The 14,613-nt window shown below is 64.5% G+C and carries 16 protein-coding genes, 4 tRNA genes and 2 pseudogenes; 13 read left to right on the forward strand and 9 right to left on the reverse strand.

Features of this window, described 5'->3' with window-relative positions; genetic code table 11:
- Positions 1-182, forward strand: a 182-nt coding sequence (locus DEIPI_RS37440; protein WP_425387837.1) for a hypothetical protein, incomplete at its 5' end; no start/stop codon positions are given.
- A gap of 124 nt (positions 183-306) precedes the next feature.
- Positions 307-1,137 carry an MBL fold metallo-hydrolase gene (locus DEIPI_RS28925; RefSeq protein ID WP_045233717.1) on the forward strand — a complete coding sequence of 277 codons (831 nt, stop codon included), beginning with the start codon at positions 307-309 and terminating at the stop codon, positions 1,135-1,137.
- Between the two features lie 262 nt (positions 1,138-1,399).
- On the opposite strand, the gene DEIPI_RS0106075 is transcribed toward DEIPI_RS28925, so the two are convergent.
- Positions 1,400-2,152: a class I SAM-dependent methyltransferase gene (locus DEIPI_RS0106075; RefSeq protein ID WP_027481205.1), complete on the reverse strand. Its 753-nt coding sequence runs from the start codon at positions 2,150-2,152 to the stop codon at positions 1,400-1,402.
- 121 nt (positions 2,153-2,273) lie between these two features.
- Between DEIPI_RS0106075 and DEIPI_RS0106080 the strand changes: the two genes are divergently transcribed.
- Positions 2,274-2,361: transfer RNA gene (locus tag DEIPI_RS0106080), tRNA-Ser, on the forward strand.
- Positions 2,362-2,456: 95 nt separating this feature from the next.
- Here the strand turns inward: DEIPI_RS0106080 and DEIPI_RS0106085 are convergent.
- Complete coding sequence (locus DEIPI_RS0106085) at positions 2,457-3,305, reverse strand: hypothetical protein (protein WP_157463487.1); 849 nt, start codon at positions 3,303-3,305, stop codon at positions 2,457-2,459.
- Between the two features lie 241 nt (positions 3,306-3,546).
- On the opposite strand from DEIPI_RS0106085, the gene DEIPI_RS0106090 reads away from it, so the two are divergent.
- From DEIPI_RS0106090 to DEIPI_RS28930, 3 genes are all read left to right on the forward strand, one after another.
- Positions 3,547-4,074, forward strand: a complete 528-nt coding sequence (locus tag DEIPI_RS0106090) for a hypothetical protein (RefSeq protein WP_027481207.1) — start codon at positions 3,547-3,549, stop codon at positions 4,072-4,074.
- 508 nt (positions 4,075-4,582) lie between these two features.
- A complete protein-coding gene (locus tag DEIPI_RS0106100) occupies positions 4,583-4,786 on the forward strand; it encodes a hypothetical protein (protein WP_027481209.1) in 204 nt (67 codons plus the stop codon).
- A 4-nt stretch (positions 4,787-4,790) separates the two neighbouring features.
- Positions 4,791-5,069 (forward strand): barstar family protein, encoded by a 279-nt coding sequence (locus DEIPI_RS28930; protein ID WP_045233718.1) that lies wholly within the window; start codon positions 4,791-4,793, stop codon positions 5,067-5,069.
- On the opposite strand, the gene DEIPI_RS0106110 is transcribed toward DEIPI_RS28930, so the two are convergent.
- The 4 genes from DEIPI_RS0106110 to DEIPI_RS0106125 all read right to left on the reverse strand — a co-directional run bounded on the left by DEIPI_RS0106110 (position 5,056) and on the right by DEIPI_RS0106125 (position 8,312).
- Complete coding sequence (locus tag DEIPI_RS0106110) at positions 5,056-5,886, reverse strand: IS5 family transposase (protein WP_027481210.1); 831 nt, start codon at positions 5,884-5,886, stop codon at positions 5,056-5,058. The genes DEIPI_RS28930 and DEIPI_RS0106110 overlap by 14 nt on opposite strands.
- 50 nt (positions 5,887-5,936) lie before the next feature.
- The gene (locus DEIPI_RS0106115) at positions 5,937-6,377 is read right to left on the reverse strand and encodes a hypothetical protein (protein WP_027481211.1); all 441 of its coding nucleotides are present in this window, start codon (positions 6,375-6,377) and stop codon (positions 5,937-5,939) included.
- Positions 6,378-6,483: 106 nt separating this feature from the next.
- The gene (locus tag DEIPI_RS35360; protein ID WP_157463488.1) at positions 6,484-7,131 is read right to left on the reverse strand and encodes a hypothetical protein; all 648 of its coding nucleotides are present in this window, start codon (positions 7,129-7,131) and stop codon (positions 6,484-6,486) included.
- Between the two features lie 530 nt (positions 7,132-7,661).
- On the reverse strand, positions 7,662-8,312 hold the full coding sequence (locus tag DEIPI_RS0106125) for a hypothetical protein (protein WP_027481212.1): 651 nt from the start codon (positions 8,310-8,312) through the stop codon (positions 7,662-7,664).
- Positions 8,313-8,498: 186 nt separating this feature from the next.
- Here DEIPI_RS0106125 and DEIPI_RS39065 point away from each other — a divergent pair, with 186 nt between their 5' ends.
- The 4 genes from DEIPI_RS39065 to DEIPI_RS0106145 all read left to right on the forward strand — a co-directional run bounded on the left by DEIPI_RS39065 (position 8,499) and on the right by DEIPI_RS0106145 (position 9,224).
- On the forward strand, positions 8,499-8,870 hold the full coding sequence (locus DEIPI_RS39065) for a hypothetical protein (protein ID WP_169737030.1): 372 nt from the start codon (positions 8,499-8,501) through the stop codon (positions 8,868-8,870).
- A gap of 77 nt (positions 8,871-8,947) precedes the next feature.
- A tRNA-Ser gene (locus DEIPI_RS0106135) sits at positions 8,948-9,035 on the forward strand.
- 17 nt (positions 9,036-9,052) lie between these two features.
- A tRNA-Ser gene (locus DEIPI_RS0106140) sits at positions 9,053-9,143 on the forward strand.
- 4 nt (positions 9,144-9,147) lie between these two features.
- Positions 9,148-9,224: transfer RNA gene (locus DEIPI_RS0106145), tRNA-Arg, on the forward strand.
- A 159-nt stretch (positions 9,225-9,383) separates the two neighbouring features.
- Here DEIPI_RS0106145 and DEIPI_RS42190 read toward each other — a convergent pair.
- A pseudogene (locus tag DEIPI_RS42190) lies at positions 9,384-10,179 on the reverse strand (DUF3387 domain-containing protein).
- A gap of 418 nt (positions 10,180-10,597) precedes the next feature.
- On the opposite strand from DEIPI_RS42190, the gene DEIPI_RS0106160 reads away from it, so the two are divergent.
- The 3 genes and pseudogenes from DEIPI_RS0106160 (at position 10,598) to DEIPI_RS37450 (ending at position 12,089) form a co-directional block, all read left to right on the forward strand.
- The gene (locus DEIPI_RS0106160; protein ID WP_027481215.1) at positions 10,598-11,101 is read left to right on the forward strand and encodes an SMI1/KNR4 family protein; all 504 of its coding nucleotides are present in this window, start codon (positions 10,598-10,600) and stop codon (positions 11,099-11,101) included.
- Between the two features lie 35 nt (positions 11,102-11,136).
- A pseudogene (locus tag DEIPI_RS36420) lies at positions 11,137-11,940 on the forward strand (IS5 family transposase); the annotation flags it as partial.
- Entirely contained in the window at positions 11,931-12,089 is a 159-nt protein-coding gene (locus tag DEIPI_RS37450) for a hypothetical protein (RefSeq protein WP_157463490.1), read from the forward strand. The pseudogene DEIPI_RS36420 and the gene DEIPI_RS37450, both read left to right, overlap by 10 nt.
- Positions 12,090-12,144: 55 nt before the next feature.
- Here DEIPI_RS37450 and DEIPI_RS37455 read toward each other — a convergent pair whose 3' ends face one another.
- Positions 12,145-12,591 carry a hypothetical protein gene (locus DEIPI_RS37455; RefSeq protein ID WP_169737031.1) on the reverse strand — a complete coding sequence of 149 codons (447 nt, stop codon included), beginning with the start codon at positions 12,589-12,591 and terminating at the stop codon, positions 12,145-12,147.
- A gap of 737 nt (positions 12,592-13,328) precedes the next feature.
- Positions 13,329-14,552, reverse strand: coding sequence for a type IV pilus assembly protein PilC (pilC, locus tag DEIPI_RS0106180; RefSeq protein ID WP_027481218.1), 1,224 nt, complete (start codon positions 14,550-14,552; stop codon positions 13,329-13,331).
- Positions 14,553-14,613 lie beyond the last annotated feature (61 nt).

Below are 14,613 nucleotides of genomic sequence, written 5' to 3' on the forward strand. Positions count from 1 at the left end.
CCACGGACGCGCGGGTGCAGGGCGGCGCGACGGGCAGCGCGAACGGTCAGACCTCGGACAGCACCTCGGGCAGCGCGAACGGTCAGACTTCGGGCAGCACCTCGGGCAACGCGTCCGGCGGGATCAGCGTCGGGATCGGCGTGGGCATCGGCGGCGGGATCAGCATCGGCGGCGGCAGGTAACGCGGCACACGGCAGGGGCGGGCGAGCGCCCGCCCCTGCCGCGTCCTCCGGTCGTCACTCCGCCGTCATCGGCCTCGGCCTACGGTGAGGACACCACGAGCGACCACTCCCCGGGAGGACGATCATGACCAGCACACCCGTCGGCCACGACCCGCACCCCGTCTGCGCCACCTGCGGCACCCAGTACCCCGCCTCGCCCGAGCCGCCCGAGCGCTGCGTCGTCTGCGACGACGAACGGCAGTACGTCGGCTGGCAGGGCCAGCAGTGGACCACCGTGACACGCCTGCGGGAAACGCATCGGGTGCGCGTCTGGCAGGAGGAGCCGGACCTTCACGGCGTGGGCGTCACGCCGTCCCTGATGATCGGCCAGCGCGCCCTGCTCGTCCGCACCCTTCACGGCAACGTCCTGTGGGACTGCCTGCCCCTCATCGACGACGAGGGCGTGCGCGCCGTGACCGAACTCGGCGGCATCCGTCACATCGCCGTCTCCCACCCGCACTACTACGGCGCGATGGTGGAATGGGCCCGAGCGTTCGACGCTCCCATCCACCTGCACGCCGCCGACCGCGAGTGGGTCTGTCGTCCTGACCCGCGCGTGCGTTTCTGGGAGGGCGACTCGTACCTCCTCGGCCCCGGCACGACCCTCGTGCGCTGCGGCGGGCACTTCGACGGCGGGACCGTCCTCCACTGGGCGGACGGCGCGGACGGACGAGGCGTCCTCCTCGGCGGCGACATCATCAACGTCGTCATGGACCGTCGCTGGGTGAGCTTCATGTACAGCTTCCCGAACCTCATCCCGCTCGGTCCACGAGCGGTGCGCACCATCGCCGCCGCTGTGGAGCCCTTCCCCTTCGAACGGCTCTACGCCGCGTGGGAAGGCAAGGTCGTACCCGAGGACGCGCACGGCGCCGTGCGCCGCAGCGCCGAACGTTATCTGCGCGCCATAAAGGACTGAGGTGACCGGACGCGCCTGAACGTCACGAGTCCCGCGGGCGGCCACGGCCCCGAGACCGCCGCCTGCACCGGCAGGACGCCGGGCGCTCGCGGCGACAGGCAAAAAAGGTTCAGCGGAACCCGACGCCCCTCCCCTTGCTCACGTCGGATCCCGCTGACCTGAGGTAAGCATAGGACGAACGCCGTGAAGAGCTCGTGAAGCGCCGCGAGATGACGTGACGGCGACGTGAACGCCGCGAATCGGCGAATTCACGCGCGGACGTTCAGTCCCGCGAACGGCGCGCCACGAACACGTCCCGTGGTGTCCGGTCCTCCGTCGTGACCTCCGTCACCCGCTCCGCCTCGAAGCCTGCCTCCGCCAGCCACCTCAGCCACTCCGCACGACCGAACAGGCCCAGCTCGTGCGTCTCGTGCACCGAACGGACCGACCCGTCCGCCTCCCTGAGCAGGAACGCGTACTCCGTCCGGAAGGTGCCGTCCGACGGGTCCGGATCCCAGCTCCAGTCCATGAACCGCACGCCCCGCCCGTCCGGCCCGTCGTTGCCACCGCAACCACAACCCGGCTCGAACGTCTCCCTCGTCTGGTCCGGCACGAAGACCGCCACGCCCAGCGGGCGGCAGTGTGCGAACGCCGTGTCCATCGCGCGGCGCAGGTCCGCCTCGCTCGTCATGTAATCCACCGCGTCGTGCACGAACACCGCGTCGAACGTCCGGCCCAGCCGCACGCTCCGCATGTCGCCCCGCACGTGCGCGCACGAGGGGTTGAGGGACCGCGACACCTCCAGCATCTCCTCCGACAGGTCCACCAGCGTCAGATCGAAGTGCGCCTTCAGGTGCGCCGCGTTGTGCCCGCCGCCACTGCCCAGCTCCAGCACCTCACGCACCTCCCGCCCGGCCGACCGCAGCAACCCCACCGCGAAGGCCGCCTCCTCCGCGTACTCCTCCACGGGAGAGATCAGCGGCCACCAGGACGCCAGCTCCGAATAGAACGCCAGGGGACCGCGCGCTTCAGTCATGCCCCATTGTGCGCCCGTGCCGCGGCCCCCACCCCCCAGGGCGCCCCTGCCCACAACATCCCCGCAACCCCCTATACTCACTCACGCGTCAAAGGCAGGCCCCCAGACGCACCCCACGAACGGGGGGTTGGCCGAGCGGTTGAAGGCAGCAGTCTTGAAAACTGCAGTAGGGAAACCTACCGGGGGCCCCCATCCCTCACCCTCCGCCAAACCCGTCCCCACACCTGGAGAGGTGGGTGAGCGGCTTAAACCACGGTCCTGCTAAGACCGTTTATCAAACTGGGTTCCCAGGAGCCGCCTGACCTCAATCCGCTGCAAGCGGAGGACGCTTCGTGACTTCCGGCAGGCCCGTTCGCGTTTCTCCTCGCGGCGGCACCGTCCCTGGATGCTGCTCCATCGATAGAGGTCCCACAGGCGTATCATCCTCACGCGTTTGCGGAGCTATCGGTTCCACGAGCACGTTCCCCTCGCCTGCCGCAATGGCAGCCGTGAGCCCCGGAATCTGCAACAACAGCGCGCCGAACTTCCGCTCCTCGCGCTTCAACGCGCGCTCCTCCCGGTCCACCAGACGCTGCAGCGCCCGCATCCTCGCGGCGCTGCCCGCGGCGCCTTCCCGCCCCGCTCGCCGCTCATCCCCCAGCGCGGTCTTATGCTCGGCCTGGGAGCGGTACACCAACCCCAGGCAGGACCGGCACCCCACCAGCGCCTCGGGCGCCGTGAGCTCCAGCGTCTCGCTCAACCCGCACGCCGCCACGGCGTACACCCGCTCCGTGGCCGTCTCGCAGGCAGGGCACACGAACGACCAGCGGCTGCGCCGCGCGCCCCGCGTGAACCGCACCGCGTGCCCATCACCCGACGTGTCCTCGGAGCACAGGGCGCCCGTGGTCACGTTGAAGAACAGCACCGTCGTCTCGAGGCTGCCCGCCGGGAGCTCAGCCGCTGCCTCGTGCACCGAGCGGGACTGTACGCCCACCTCGTCGGTACGGAGACGTCGATACCCGACCCGCCCGTTTCGCGGCTCCTGCAGCACCACCCGCGGGGCGCTCCTGCCCCGCAGCTGCCCGCGCACATGCGCCCGCACGTCAGCGGGAAGGCGCCGCAGATCAAACAGCAACGACTCTTCCTGCGGATCGGGAACTTTTGGGATCGTCACGCTGGCCACTCCCCACAAGATTACGGAGGTTTCACCCCCTTGCTGCTCGCTACGCCCACATTCTTAGAGGAGAGTCCGCCCAGCACGTCATTTCTGCTGAAGCATGAGCGTCAGACCCACCGCAACCCTCCTGCTCAGTTACCGCCATATACCGCCAAATAGATTTCCGCCCTACCATCGCCGCGTATCTTGCACTGCCAAAATCACCGTCAATTACCGCCAAATAGAGCATCATACTCGTATGACCGAGCACCACAAGACCCGCTTTGCACGACGCCGCGCGGATCGTTACTTCGACTGGCTCAAGGACCTCCCGCCTCACGAGCGCAGCCTCGCCAACCTCGCCGACCAGCTCAACGGCATCGGCGACGGCGTCAGCGTCCGCACCCTCGAACGCTACAGCAGCGACCACGACTGGCAGAACCGCCTCCAAGAGCACGACGCACAGGAACTCCGCAGCCACCGTGCCGCACCCGCCCAGACCCTGCACGACCTTGAACAGGCCGCCATTCAAGCACGAGCGGCCGAGCCGCCCGCCCTATCCCCTGCCCATCCCGACGACCTCACCCTTGACCCGATCGAGCTCGCACGCGTCGAGGGCAGGCCGACGCCCGAACCTACCCCTCCCGCGCCCGCGACCGCCGCGCCCATCACACCTCACAGCTCACACCAGCCCCAGGTCCAGCCGCCCGCGCTGCGCAGCGCCATCCCCGCGCCTCAGGACGCTCCCAGAACGCCCCGCGGCGCCCACAGGAAAAGCAGGTACTGACGCTCTCCGAGCCAGCTTGACTTTTCGTCCTCACGCATGCCCTGCACCTGCCCGCGACCCCGCCCTCATCGTCTTACCCACGAACAGCAAGGGTTACGCGTCAGAGATGACCCCGGTGCTTCCTAACGCCACGCTGCATTACTTCAACCTCTTCGCAGCTGGTACTCCACGACTGCCCAATCCGCTTCCCCTCGGATCTGCTGCAGGTTCTTCATATCGAACGGACGATGCAGGTAACGGTCGCGGAGTTCACACCCCAGCTCAAGCAGGTCCGTGTCGTCGTGCCTGGAGGCTAATTGGAGCACCTCTGTGACAGATTTTCGCGCGTCTTCTCGCGCGGCCTTCCACTTCCTTTGGTCATCCATGGGGAGGTGCATGCGTCCATGCTCCGTCCTATGTCTGTGACAGCTTCACACCGCTCGGAGAGAGTTCCTTGACCTGTGCTATGCGTTTCCGCCCAGGGCCGCCCACCTAGCGACCTGCCTTCTTTTGCTCCACGGAAGGCTCCATGAACAAGCTGCTGTCCATCCTCGCCGTGCTGGTCTTCGGTCTCGTCTCCTTCGCGTTCGTCCAGTCAGGCGACTTCACCGTCGGCACGTACACCCTGCCTGAGCAGTACCAAGTGCTCTTCACGACCGTGCCAGGTGCTAGGTCGTGTCGGCTAAGGGACGGCACAGTGGTGCCAACTGTGTCTGCCCACGTGGAACACTGATCAGGTGAACTTCAAGGTCATCATCGTGGACTGTTCGGGCGTGACCTCCGAAGACGAGTTCTGGGAAGCGTACGTGCGCGACGTGAACTCACCCCATCCCGGCTTTGGCCGTAACTTCGATGCCTTCGCTGATTCCTTATTAGGCGGGCCGGGTGCTCCAGTCGCGAACGAGGTCCGCTTCGTCGGGACCGCCTCGCTCGAAGCCTTGCGTCAGGGTCGGTTCCTGGCCCTGCTCAAGGACCTCGCGCATGACGCTCCCGACACCCGCATCACCTTCGAGTAGCTTCCGTCAGCCACAACGGCAACCACTCCAGTACGGCCACGACCGTCACGACCGCCGCGAAGTGACTCGCGCGCTTCTCGTACCGCGTCGCCACGCGCTGCCAGCGTTTCATCCGTCCCACAAGCCGCTCGACCCGGTTGCGCTCCCGATACGTCACCGCGTCGAAGGTCGCACGTGAGGGTTGGTTGGTGCGGCGCGGAACGACCACACGTATTCCACGACGGCGTAGGTCACGTTGGATGCGGTGGTACGAGTAGCCCTTGTCGCCCACCACCTGCACTGGCCGGATCTTGGGTCGTCCTCGCCCGCCGCGCTTGACTGCACCCGTACGCATCAGCTCATCGAAGAAGGCCGCCTCGTGGCGCTCGCCGCCACTGGGCACGAACGCGAAGGGTCGGCCGTGCCCTTCGGCGCGCAGATGGATCTTCGTCCCGAAGCCACCACGGGAGCGTCCCAGCGCTTCGTGCTGCTGTCCACCTCGGGCACCGGCGGCACAGGGGTGCGCGCGAACGACGGTGCCGTCCACGAAGTGCGTGGACCAGTCGAGCTGCCCAGCACGGTCAGCAAGTTCGAGCACGCGAGTGAACACGCGCTGCCAGACGCCTTGCGCGGTCCAGCGGCGAAAGCGGCTGTAGATGGTGGTCCACTTGCCGAACCGCTCGGGCACGTCGCGCCAGGGCGCGCCCGTGCGGATGGCCCAGAGGATGCCGCTGACGATGGGTCGGTGGTCCAGGTAGGGACGGCCACGTCCGTTGAGAGCGGGGAGCAGTGGTGAGAGGTCAGCCCATTGTGCATCGGTGAGTTCTTCGCGGCACAGCGTGCAAGGGTAGCGGCTCTTCGTGAGCCGCTACCCTTGGCCTACACGACCTAGGCCTTGTCATGAACGCCCTCGCGAGTCCCCTCACGGCGCACGACCGAGTTGAACGCGAACGCGTCCGGTGTGCTCGCGCACTCGGGGACGATCTCCTCGGTGCGCTGCGCGTCGGTCTGCAGGTCGAAGAGGTGGGACGCTTCATGTGGGAGGAACGCCGTCCAGGTATGGGCGCGCATGTGGATGGTGTTCTGACGGTCGTCGAAGTACGCCTGCGTCTGCACGTCCATGCCTTCGGCGGTCGTGACGAGTGTCCAGGTGGGGTCGTCGTAGATGTTGACAACGCCGATTACGCCTTGGAAGGCGATGGGGAAGTGCGCGAGGGGCGGGTAGGTCTTGGGGGTGCGGGTGGTGAGGACCCCAGCGGTGATGACGGCGCCGAGGAGCAGGAGCAGCAGGAAGGGACGGCGTGCGTTGGTGGGGGCAGGGGCGGGCACGAATGCTCTCAGTATGCGCGAGGAGCGCAACCGCTTAGGGTGACCGTGCTCCCCAGTGGAAGCCCCCGTACTTGAGGGGGTACGGGGGCTTCCGAAACAGTGATGTTCAGGGGAGATTGATGGTGGTGTTGTCGTTGAACCTCACGGTCACCTTGGGGTCCGCGGGGTTGTTCCCGACGGTCACGGTGCAGCTGCGGACATAGTACGGCGTGTCCGGCAGTTCTTGCAGGGTGTTTTCGCAGGGACCGTCGCGTAACGTCGTGATGGCGCCCTGCGCGATGGCCTGCGCGTAGATGGCTTGGGCGTAGGACTGATGACCCATCGCCATGGCGCGGTTGCGGGCGCTCAGCATGTTCGGCACCAGGATCGAGGCGAGCACGCCAAAGGGGGCGAGGGCGGCGAGCACCAGGTGGACGGCGATCAGCGTCCATTTGAAGCCGTCGTTGATGCCGATGACTGGGACGCCGGGCGTGAACTGCTGCACGTAGAAGTTGCGGTACTGCACGAGGCAGAGGATGAACGCGGCGAGTTGGGCGAGGACGCTGACGACCGCGAGGGGAGGGAGGGCGTTGATCAGGATGGCGTTGAGGACGGAGAGCCCGAAGTGAATGCCGATCCAGCCAGCGTGCCATCCTGGCCGGTTGATGTAGGTGTGGCCGGCGCCCTGGAAGAACCAGGTGAGGAGGAAGCCCCCCCAGTAATTGGGTCGAGTACGGGCGGGTTGAGGTACGAGCTGCGGTTGGACTGTCGTCATGGGCAAATAGTAAGCGTTGAGTGAGATAAGTGGGGTTGCACATGCTGGCCATTGGTCACAGGTGCGCCGCTGAGTAGGAAAGCCAGGAAGTACAGTAAGCGCGTGAAGCGACTCGCTCTGCTGCCCTTGCCCCTGCTTGCCCTCGTGAGTTGTGTGCCGCGCGTCACCGAGCAACCCCCCTTCATCGTCAACGCGGAGTACGCTGCGACGCCACAACAGATTCAGGGTGCACTGCTCGAGTTTGGCCCGACGGTACGGGCGGGCGCGAATTACGAGCCGTACCGGTACGTGCGTCAGATAGGGCAGAGCACGGTGTTCGAGGCAGCCCCCCTGACAGCGCAGGTGGGCACGCCAAGCACGATCACGTGGTCGTATGAGGCGCGGACGAACGTGACGCTCGTCCGCGCGGAGATACGTGGGCTCCCGGTGGACACAGCGCTTTCTAGATGGGTTGAAGGCGCGGTTCAAGCGACTGTAGGTGGATGGTCGAAGCGCCCCGGTCAAAGCTGGAGGCGCTTTTTTCCTTCAGATCAGAGCCCTGGCCTTACGAACACATCGCCATTTTTGAATCGCATGCGGATCGTCGAATTTTCTTCTGCGTCCGTTGTCACTTCGCACGACACGAGGTCGTTGGGTGGCGCAAGCAACATATTCTGCAATCTTGTCACGCAGGAGCCGGTCGTGATGGGACCTCGGAGGGCATGTTGTTGTACCGCCGCGCCAAAGACTCCGCGCGCGAAGTCCCTGTGACTCTGCTCCTCGGCCGATACACCCACAACCATCAAGTTCGGTATGAGGACCGCGGCGACCATGCTGAGCACTGCGGCGCTGCCAAGCCCGGCGTGGACGCTCACCAAGCCCCACTTCAACCCTTCTTTGATCCCTGTCACCGGAGTACCCGGGGTGAACTGCCGTGCGTAGAGGCTCCGGTAGTGCGTGAGCCGCACGACGAGCAGCACGACCTGCGCGACGAGCGCGGTAATTCCCAGGGCGGGCGCGGCTTGATAGGTGTTGCCCAGGAGGGACAGGAAGATGACGATGCCGAGCCACGCGGCGTGCCAGCCAGGACGGTTGATGTACGTGTGGCCGGCCCCGGGGAAGAACCAGGTGAGCCAGAAGCCAAGCCAGTAGTTTAGTGGGCGTCCAGCAGGCGTCGGCGCCTGGGGAAGGGTGGCGGGCACATCGCCAGCATAAGCTGCATGTGCACCTGATGAGCTGAAAGTTCCTACGGAAGGAACACGAAGCGCCGGCACCTGCGGGAGCCAGGCGCCGCAAGCGTAGCGACAAACCCGCAGGTGTACTGACCTCTGTCCATCTCCCCAAGGCGCTCAGACAGATCCGCCGAGCACGGGAGGAAGGAGGCCGGAATGGTTCGTCCGAAACCCGCCAGCACCCCAGCCCCACTCACCGATCAACCGCCTGACCACCCTCAACAAACCCAAAACCACAAACCACCGCGCAACCAGAACGCCCACCCAATTACAACAAAGACCACCCAAAAAACCCTCAACCCCACCCAAACACCCCTTCACCCCCCACCCCCCACCCCACAAACCCACCACCCCCACCCTAAAAACATGCGCATCATCGACTTCAGCCGCGCCGCCCTCATCCGCATCCTCCTCCTCCTCACCATCGGCGCCATCACCATCGCCAACGTCACCCACAAACAACAAGAAACCCGCCGCATCCACGACCCCATCTACACCCAACACACCCCCACCACCCACCCCGCCTAACCACAGTTGACAACACCCCCACAACCCCCTATACTCACTCACGCGTCAAAGGAACACCCCAAGACGCACCCCACCAAGGGGGGTTGGCCGAGCGGTTGAAGGCAGCAGTCTTGAAAACTGCAGCGGGGCAACCCGCCGGGGGTTCGAATCCCTCACCCTCCGCCAAAACCCCACACCACCACGGAGAGGTGGGTGAGCGGCTTAAACCACGGTCCTGCTAAGACCGCGTACTCCAAAAGGGTACCGAGGGTTCAAATCCCTCCCTCTCCGCCAACACGCGCCCGTAGCTCAGCTGGATAGAGCGTCTGACTACGGATCAGAAGGCCAGGAGTTCGAATCTCTTCGGGCGCGCCAAAAAAACCCCCACTCAGTGGGGGTTTTTGCATTTGAGTTTCGGAGAGGAACGGACCGCGTGCCTTGTTCGTGCCTTACAATGTTGAGGCAAGCTCCAAGAGTGAGCCTTCCTCAATTGTTGGCAGATCAATTGCTAAGGGATTAATTCAGGCGACTACTCTACGTTCTGTGCCGCAAGGTCGGCTTGGCGAAAGACGAGCTGTGTAGCTCCTTCCGAAAGATCCGGTGGATAGCCGTGCAGTGTGAGCAGTCGACGAACTTACGACGAAAGTCTGCTCGCACACTTTCGCGCTGAGTCCAGTCTAGGCGGGGCATCTTCTTTACCATCTCTGTTAATTCGCGCGCCATAAAGCGAAGCTCTTCGGACGTGATGACCTCTTTGGCCGATCCGTTTTACGCCTACACGTCGTAGAAGACCGTCTCCTCGCCGCTGAGCCCCAGCTCCTCTCCGTGTCGCTTCGCCTCGCGGACCCATTTCGCCAACTCCAGGAGCTGCACGATCATCTGCGCCGTGGTGAGCTGCTTGTTCGTGTAGCCGAGCATCGCCCGATCCAGCGCCTCGCTGAACTTCCGAGCCTGCACAAGATTGGTCCGCTCGCTCCTCCTGATCATTCAGCAACTTCCGCAGCGTTTCCAGCACGAGGTTCTTCTGCTCGAGGGCCGACACCCGTTCCAGGAACTCGTCGCTGAGGATGTCCAACCGCACCTCGTCAAGTCCGGCGACGGCAAACAGATCAATGACTTCACCGGCGTCCACTGCGCCGCCGATTACCTGCCGCACGGCCGCGTCGATATCGCCTGATCCGCTTACGCTCACATCGGGTTCGGCCTCGTCAGCTAGCCGCTTACGAATCATCGTCGCGACACGCTGGAAGAACGCCAGATGCGGCGCGATCTCCCGGGTCTCTTCGCGCGGCACGGCCAGCGCGAACGCCGTCGCAAGCCGTTTCACCATTTCCGACGGTATGGCTCGTGTCCAACACGTGGTCTATCGCGTCCAAGTACACTCGCAGCACGTTAGTCGGGTGTGCGTTTAAGGCCGCTGTGTAGTCATGGCCATGGAAGAACGAACGCAACTGCTCGAAGGCCGCCGGCATCGCGGGAATCGCCTCGTCCTGAAGTTCCTTCACTGGCTTGTTCGTCTCGCCGGTTGCGTTCGCGTAGGCTGCCAGCGCGTCCGATAGTGGGTCGGCTATGGTCTGTGCGACTGAATTTTGAACTTCTGGGTAAGGTTCATTCAGAGCGTATCCTGGACCGTGTCTTGCCGTCCGTTGATCAACCATCGCAGCCGACCGGGCACGTTGTGAGGGGCCCTCTAGGCCGCGTTGACGAATTAGCCGACAGGACGGGAGCAAGTCACTTACAGTCGAGGCGTGAGCGAACTCCGCCAACTCCTGGATCAAATCAAGAGTCATCCCGACTGCGTCGTCCACCCCACCGGTGGGCTGCCCCAACCCGTACCACCGCACCAACTTCCTGATGACGTTCGCGATTTCTACACCCTGTGCGGCGGGGTCGAGTTCTTCAGCAAGAGCGACATCTCGTTTCCATTCCGCATCATTACCCCTCAGGAGTTCGTTCTCGCCAACCCGAAGATCGTGGGCGAGCTGTACGAGGATGACATCACCGCACAGTGGTACCTCATCGCTGAAGACTTTGGCGGCGACTACCTCTCCATCGACCTGGCCCCCGAGCGGCTGGGGCGGTGCTACGACAGCAACCACGAGATCCATGGGATCGTGGGAAGCTGCGCGGTGGTCGCGCGATCCTTCACCAAGCTCGTGAAGTCCTTGTGGGAAGCACCCGGAGACGAGCTCTTCTGGCTTTCAGACCGCTTCACTTCCCTCGGCGACGCCTACGACGGCGTGGACGTGTAACTCCCACGTTCACCTTGCTGCACTAACATCGTGGGCTGTGCCGTTATGACCTGACCGACGAGCAGTGGGCCATCCTGTTTCCACTCCTCCCTTCCCAGCGCCCACCCCGTGGCCGACCCTGCCATGACCATCGGCGTGTCCTGAACGGCATCCTGTGGATGTTGCGCTCGGGCGCCGCATGGCGGGACCTACCTGAACGCTACGGGAAGTGGAACAGCGTCTACGTCCGCTTCCGCCGCTGGACGCGTTCCGGTCTGTGGGAGCGCCTGCTGCATCACCTGCAACGGACCGCTGACCTCCAGGGACTGCTCGACTGGCACACCCACTTCGTGGATGGGACGGTCATCCGCGCCCACCCTTGTGCGGCGGGCGCGCGCGACGGGCAGGACGACCAAGCGCTGGGCCGTTCTCGTGGCGGCTTTGGCACCAAGCTCCACCTGCGCGCGGAAGGGAACGGCAAGCCCATGGCGTTCGTCCTTTCTGGAGGCGAGCGACATGAAGCGAAGTACCTGAAGCCGCTGTTGGACCTTGGCCGAGTCAAACGGGAACGGCAAGGGCGGCCCCGCTCACGCCCTGCCGTGCTGGTTGGAGACAAAGGGTACAGCTACCTGAGTCTGCGGCGGTTGCTGCACCGTCGGCACATTAAAGCGGTGACTCCCAGGCGCTCGGATCAGGGGCGATCGCGGGGGTTCGACGGTGGGGTGTACCGGGAGCGGAATAAGATCGAGCGTCTCGTCGCTCGTCTCAAACGGCACCGCCGGATCGCCACGCGGTACGACAAGCTCGCGGTGATGTTCGAGGCGTGGGTGACGTTGGCGTGCGTCCTTGAATGGCTTCCCACCCGGAAAGGTGCGACTGCCAGCTCGTGCAGCTCACGCCCGAGATGGCGGCATGGTTCAACCGCCTTCAACTGGACCGCTGCCACCGCTGGGCCTACGCCGAGACCGACCACTGGGAAGCGCTGGGCATCGCGCAAGAGGTGGAGTGAAGGCTTCGGAGGGCGGAAAACAGCGGGTGGGCGCCGCGACCCGTACGCGAACCGCTCAGTCCTCGAACGGCTTCCACTCGTACGCGGGCGCGCCCTCCACGACCAAGGTGCTCGGCGTCCCCGCGCCTTCACCCACGCAGGGCTTCCGCCCGGCCCACGCCCGTTCAACGCCCGTCAAGGCCGCGCTCAACAACCCCCGCGTCCGCTGCTCCGTACCGTCCGGGAGGACGGACAGCGCCAGCCTGAGCAGCCGCTCCTGCGCCTCGAGGCTGAGATTGCTCCCCCGGACCGCGGTGCGCTCCGCCGCCACGTTGAGCGCGAGCCCCACCCCGAGTTGCCGCGCCGCGAGCATTTCGTGTGCCTCCAGCGCACGCCACACCAGCTCGACGACGGCGACGAGGTCCTCCGCCTGGGAGGGGTTCTCCAACAGCACCGTCACAAAGGTCGCGCGGGCCGACTGGCCGAAGTTGCTGTGCAGCTGGCACACACCGTCGAGCGTCAACGACTCCAGCCTCCACCTCGCGTCGCCCATCGTTCCCCGCGGCAGCGGCATCCGAAGGGCGTCGCGTACCCCTTCGATCTCCGCGAGTCGAAGCAACGGGACACTGTTCGACGATGATCCACGGTGGACGACCAATCGCGGTGGTGTGGGCGCCGAAGTCGTGTTCGACCCGTTCGACGCACAAGGCGCCAGGGTGGCCGTCAAAGCGTATCGGATTTGCTCCGGGAGAAGCTCGAGCAGTTGAGGCGCGAGGTCCGGGTTGGCGAGGCAGAGCTCGAGGCTCGAGGGCCGGTACCTCCCGAATAGAGGGTTGACCGTCGGAGAGAACGTGTACCCAGGCGTAGACCGAGGTCTCGTGCTCTCCGAGGACCACCAAGACACCACGACCGCCTTCGGGCAAGTTCAAGCCACGTGCGGTGAAACACCGAGTTCAATGGAGGCAGGTGCGTCTTCGACATGTCGTCGTTCCAGCGTAGCCGGAGTGGGCGAGTCGGTGTGGGGTCTGGGCGACTGGCGTTGACGTCGTACCAGTGCGGGTTCGACGTGGGGAGGGGGTAGGGTGGTTTGCCCAGTTTTTCGGCGTCCTCGAATGCTGGTGTGGAGAGACGCCGTCCGGGACGAAGAAGAAGCGCCTCCATGCGGAGGCGCTTCGATTCAAGGGCTGGGCATATACATCGGTGAGTGGGCAACTAGAGTGGCAACCTACAATGGGAATCTTCGGTGTCCGCCTACAACCCTTACTGGCTGAGCTGACCGATGATGGCGAACATCGGGAGAAACATGCCCGCGACGATCAAGCCGACGATGGCGCCGAGGAACACGATCATGATCGGTTCGATCGCGGCGGTGAGGCTGTCGACAGCTTCATCGACTTCCCGGTCGTAGAAATCCGCGACTTTGTCGAGCATGTTGTCGAGCGCGCCGGTTTCCTCACCGATGGAGACCATCGACACGACCATGGGGGGGAAGATCTTGCTGGCGGCGCCGAGGCTGCCGGACATCATTTCGCCCACCATGACGACGTTGCGGGCATTGTCGAGGGCGTCTTCGACGATGATGTTGTTTGCGGTGCCTTTGGTGATTTCAAGGCTTTCGATGATGTTCACGCCGCTGGAGAGCAGTAGACCGAAGGTGCGCGCGAAGGACGCGATGGCAGAGCGTTTGATGAGGGTACCGAAGACAGGCACGCGGAGTTTGAAGTCGTCGATGACATGACGGCCTTGTTTGGTTTTGTAGTACTCGCGGTAGGCGAAGAAGCCGGCGACGCCGACCAGCGCGAGGATCCAGGTTTTAGACTTGAGGAAGTCCGAGACGGCGATCAGGGCGCGGGTCAGCAGCGGCAGGGGTGCGCCGAGCTGGGTGAGGATGCCCGCGAACTGCGGCACGATGGTGGTGAGGAGGAAGTAGGTGATGCCGATCGCGAAGATGAGCACGATGATGGGGTAGGTCATGGCGCTTTTGATCTTGCCGCGGAGCGCGAGGTCCTTTTCGAGGAAGGCACTGACGCGGTCGAGGATGCTGTCGAGCGTGCCGGACGCCTCACCTGCACGGACGAGGTTGAGGTAGAGGCGATTGAACACCTTGGGGTGCTTGGCGATCGAGTCGGAGAGCGGCATGCCGGACTCGACGTCCACGCGCATGCCCGTGACGATCTTCTTGAACCCCGGGTGTTCCATCTGGCGTTGCATGATCGCGAGGGACTGCACGAGGGGCACGCCGGAGTTGATGAGGGTGGCCATCTGGCGGGAGAAGATGGCGACCTGTTTGAGGCTGGGGGGACGGTTCTCTAGAAAAGGGATCTTGATGTCGCCGTGGAGGCCGGTTTTGGGGGGTTTGATGTCGATGACGAAGAGCTCTTTGGCGCGCAGGGCGTCGCGGACGACGGAGATGTTGTCCGCTTCGTACTGGGATTTGATGATGTTGCCGGAGCGGTCGCGCACACGGTACTCGAAGACGGGCATATATGAAGTATATATGTGAGGTTGCGTAACGATGTGAAAATTGAAGCGTGTCTGAGCCTGG

This window comes from Deinococcus pimensis DSM 21231 (assembly GCF_000519345.1).
Taxonomy (GTDB): domain Bacteria; phylum Deinococcota; class Deinococci; order Deinococcales; family Deinococcaceae; genus Deinococcus_A; species Deinococcus_A pimensis.

Coding starts and splice junctions, on each gene's coding strand:
- DEIPI_RS0106075 (WP_027481205.1), bottom strand. CDS start 2,152: ATGACTGAAGCGCGCGGTCCCCTGGCGTTCTATTCGGAGCTGGCGTCC.
- DEIPI_RS39065 (WP_169737030.1), top strand. CDS start 8,499: ATGGTTCGTCCGAAACCCGCCAGCACCCCAGCCCCACTCACCGATCAA.
- DEIPI_RS37450 (WP_157463490.1), top strand. CDS start 11,931: ATGGCTTCCCACCCGGAAAGGTGCGACTGCCAGCTCGTGCAGCTCACG.
- DEIPI_RS0106100 (WP_027481209.1), top strand. CDS start 4,583: ATGAACAAGCTGCTGTCCATCCTCGCCGTGCTGGTCTTCGGTCTCGTC.
- DEIPI_RS28925 (WP_045233717.1), top strand. CDS start 307: ATGACCAGCACACCCGTCGGCCACGACCCGCACCCCGTCTGCGCCACC.
- pilC (WP_027481218.1), bottom strand. CDS start 14,552: ATGCCCGTCTTCGAGTACCGTGTGCGCGACCGCTCCGGCAACATCATC.
- DEIPI_RS35360 (WP_157463488.1), bottom strand. CDS start 7,131: ATGACGACAGTCCAACCGCAGCTCGTACCTCAACCCGCCCGTACTCGA.
- DEIPI_RS0106090 (WP_027481207.1), top strand. CDS start 3,547: ATGACCGAGCACCACAAGACCCGCTTTGCACGACGCCGCGCGGATCGT.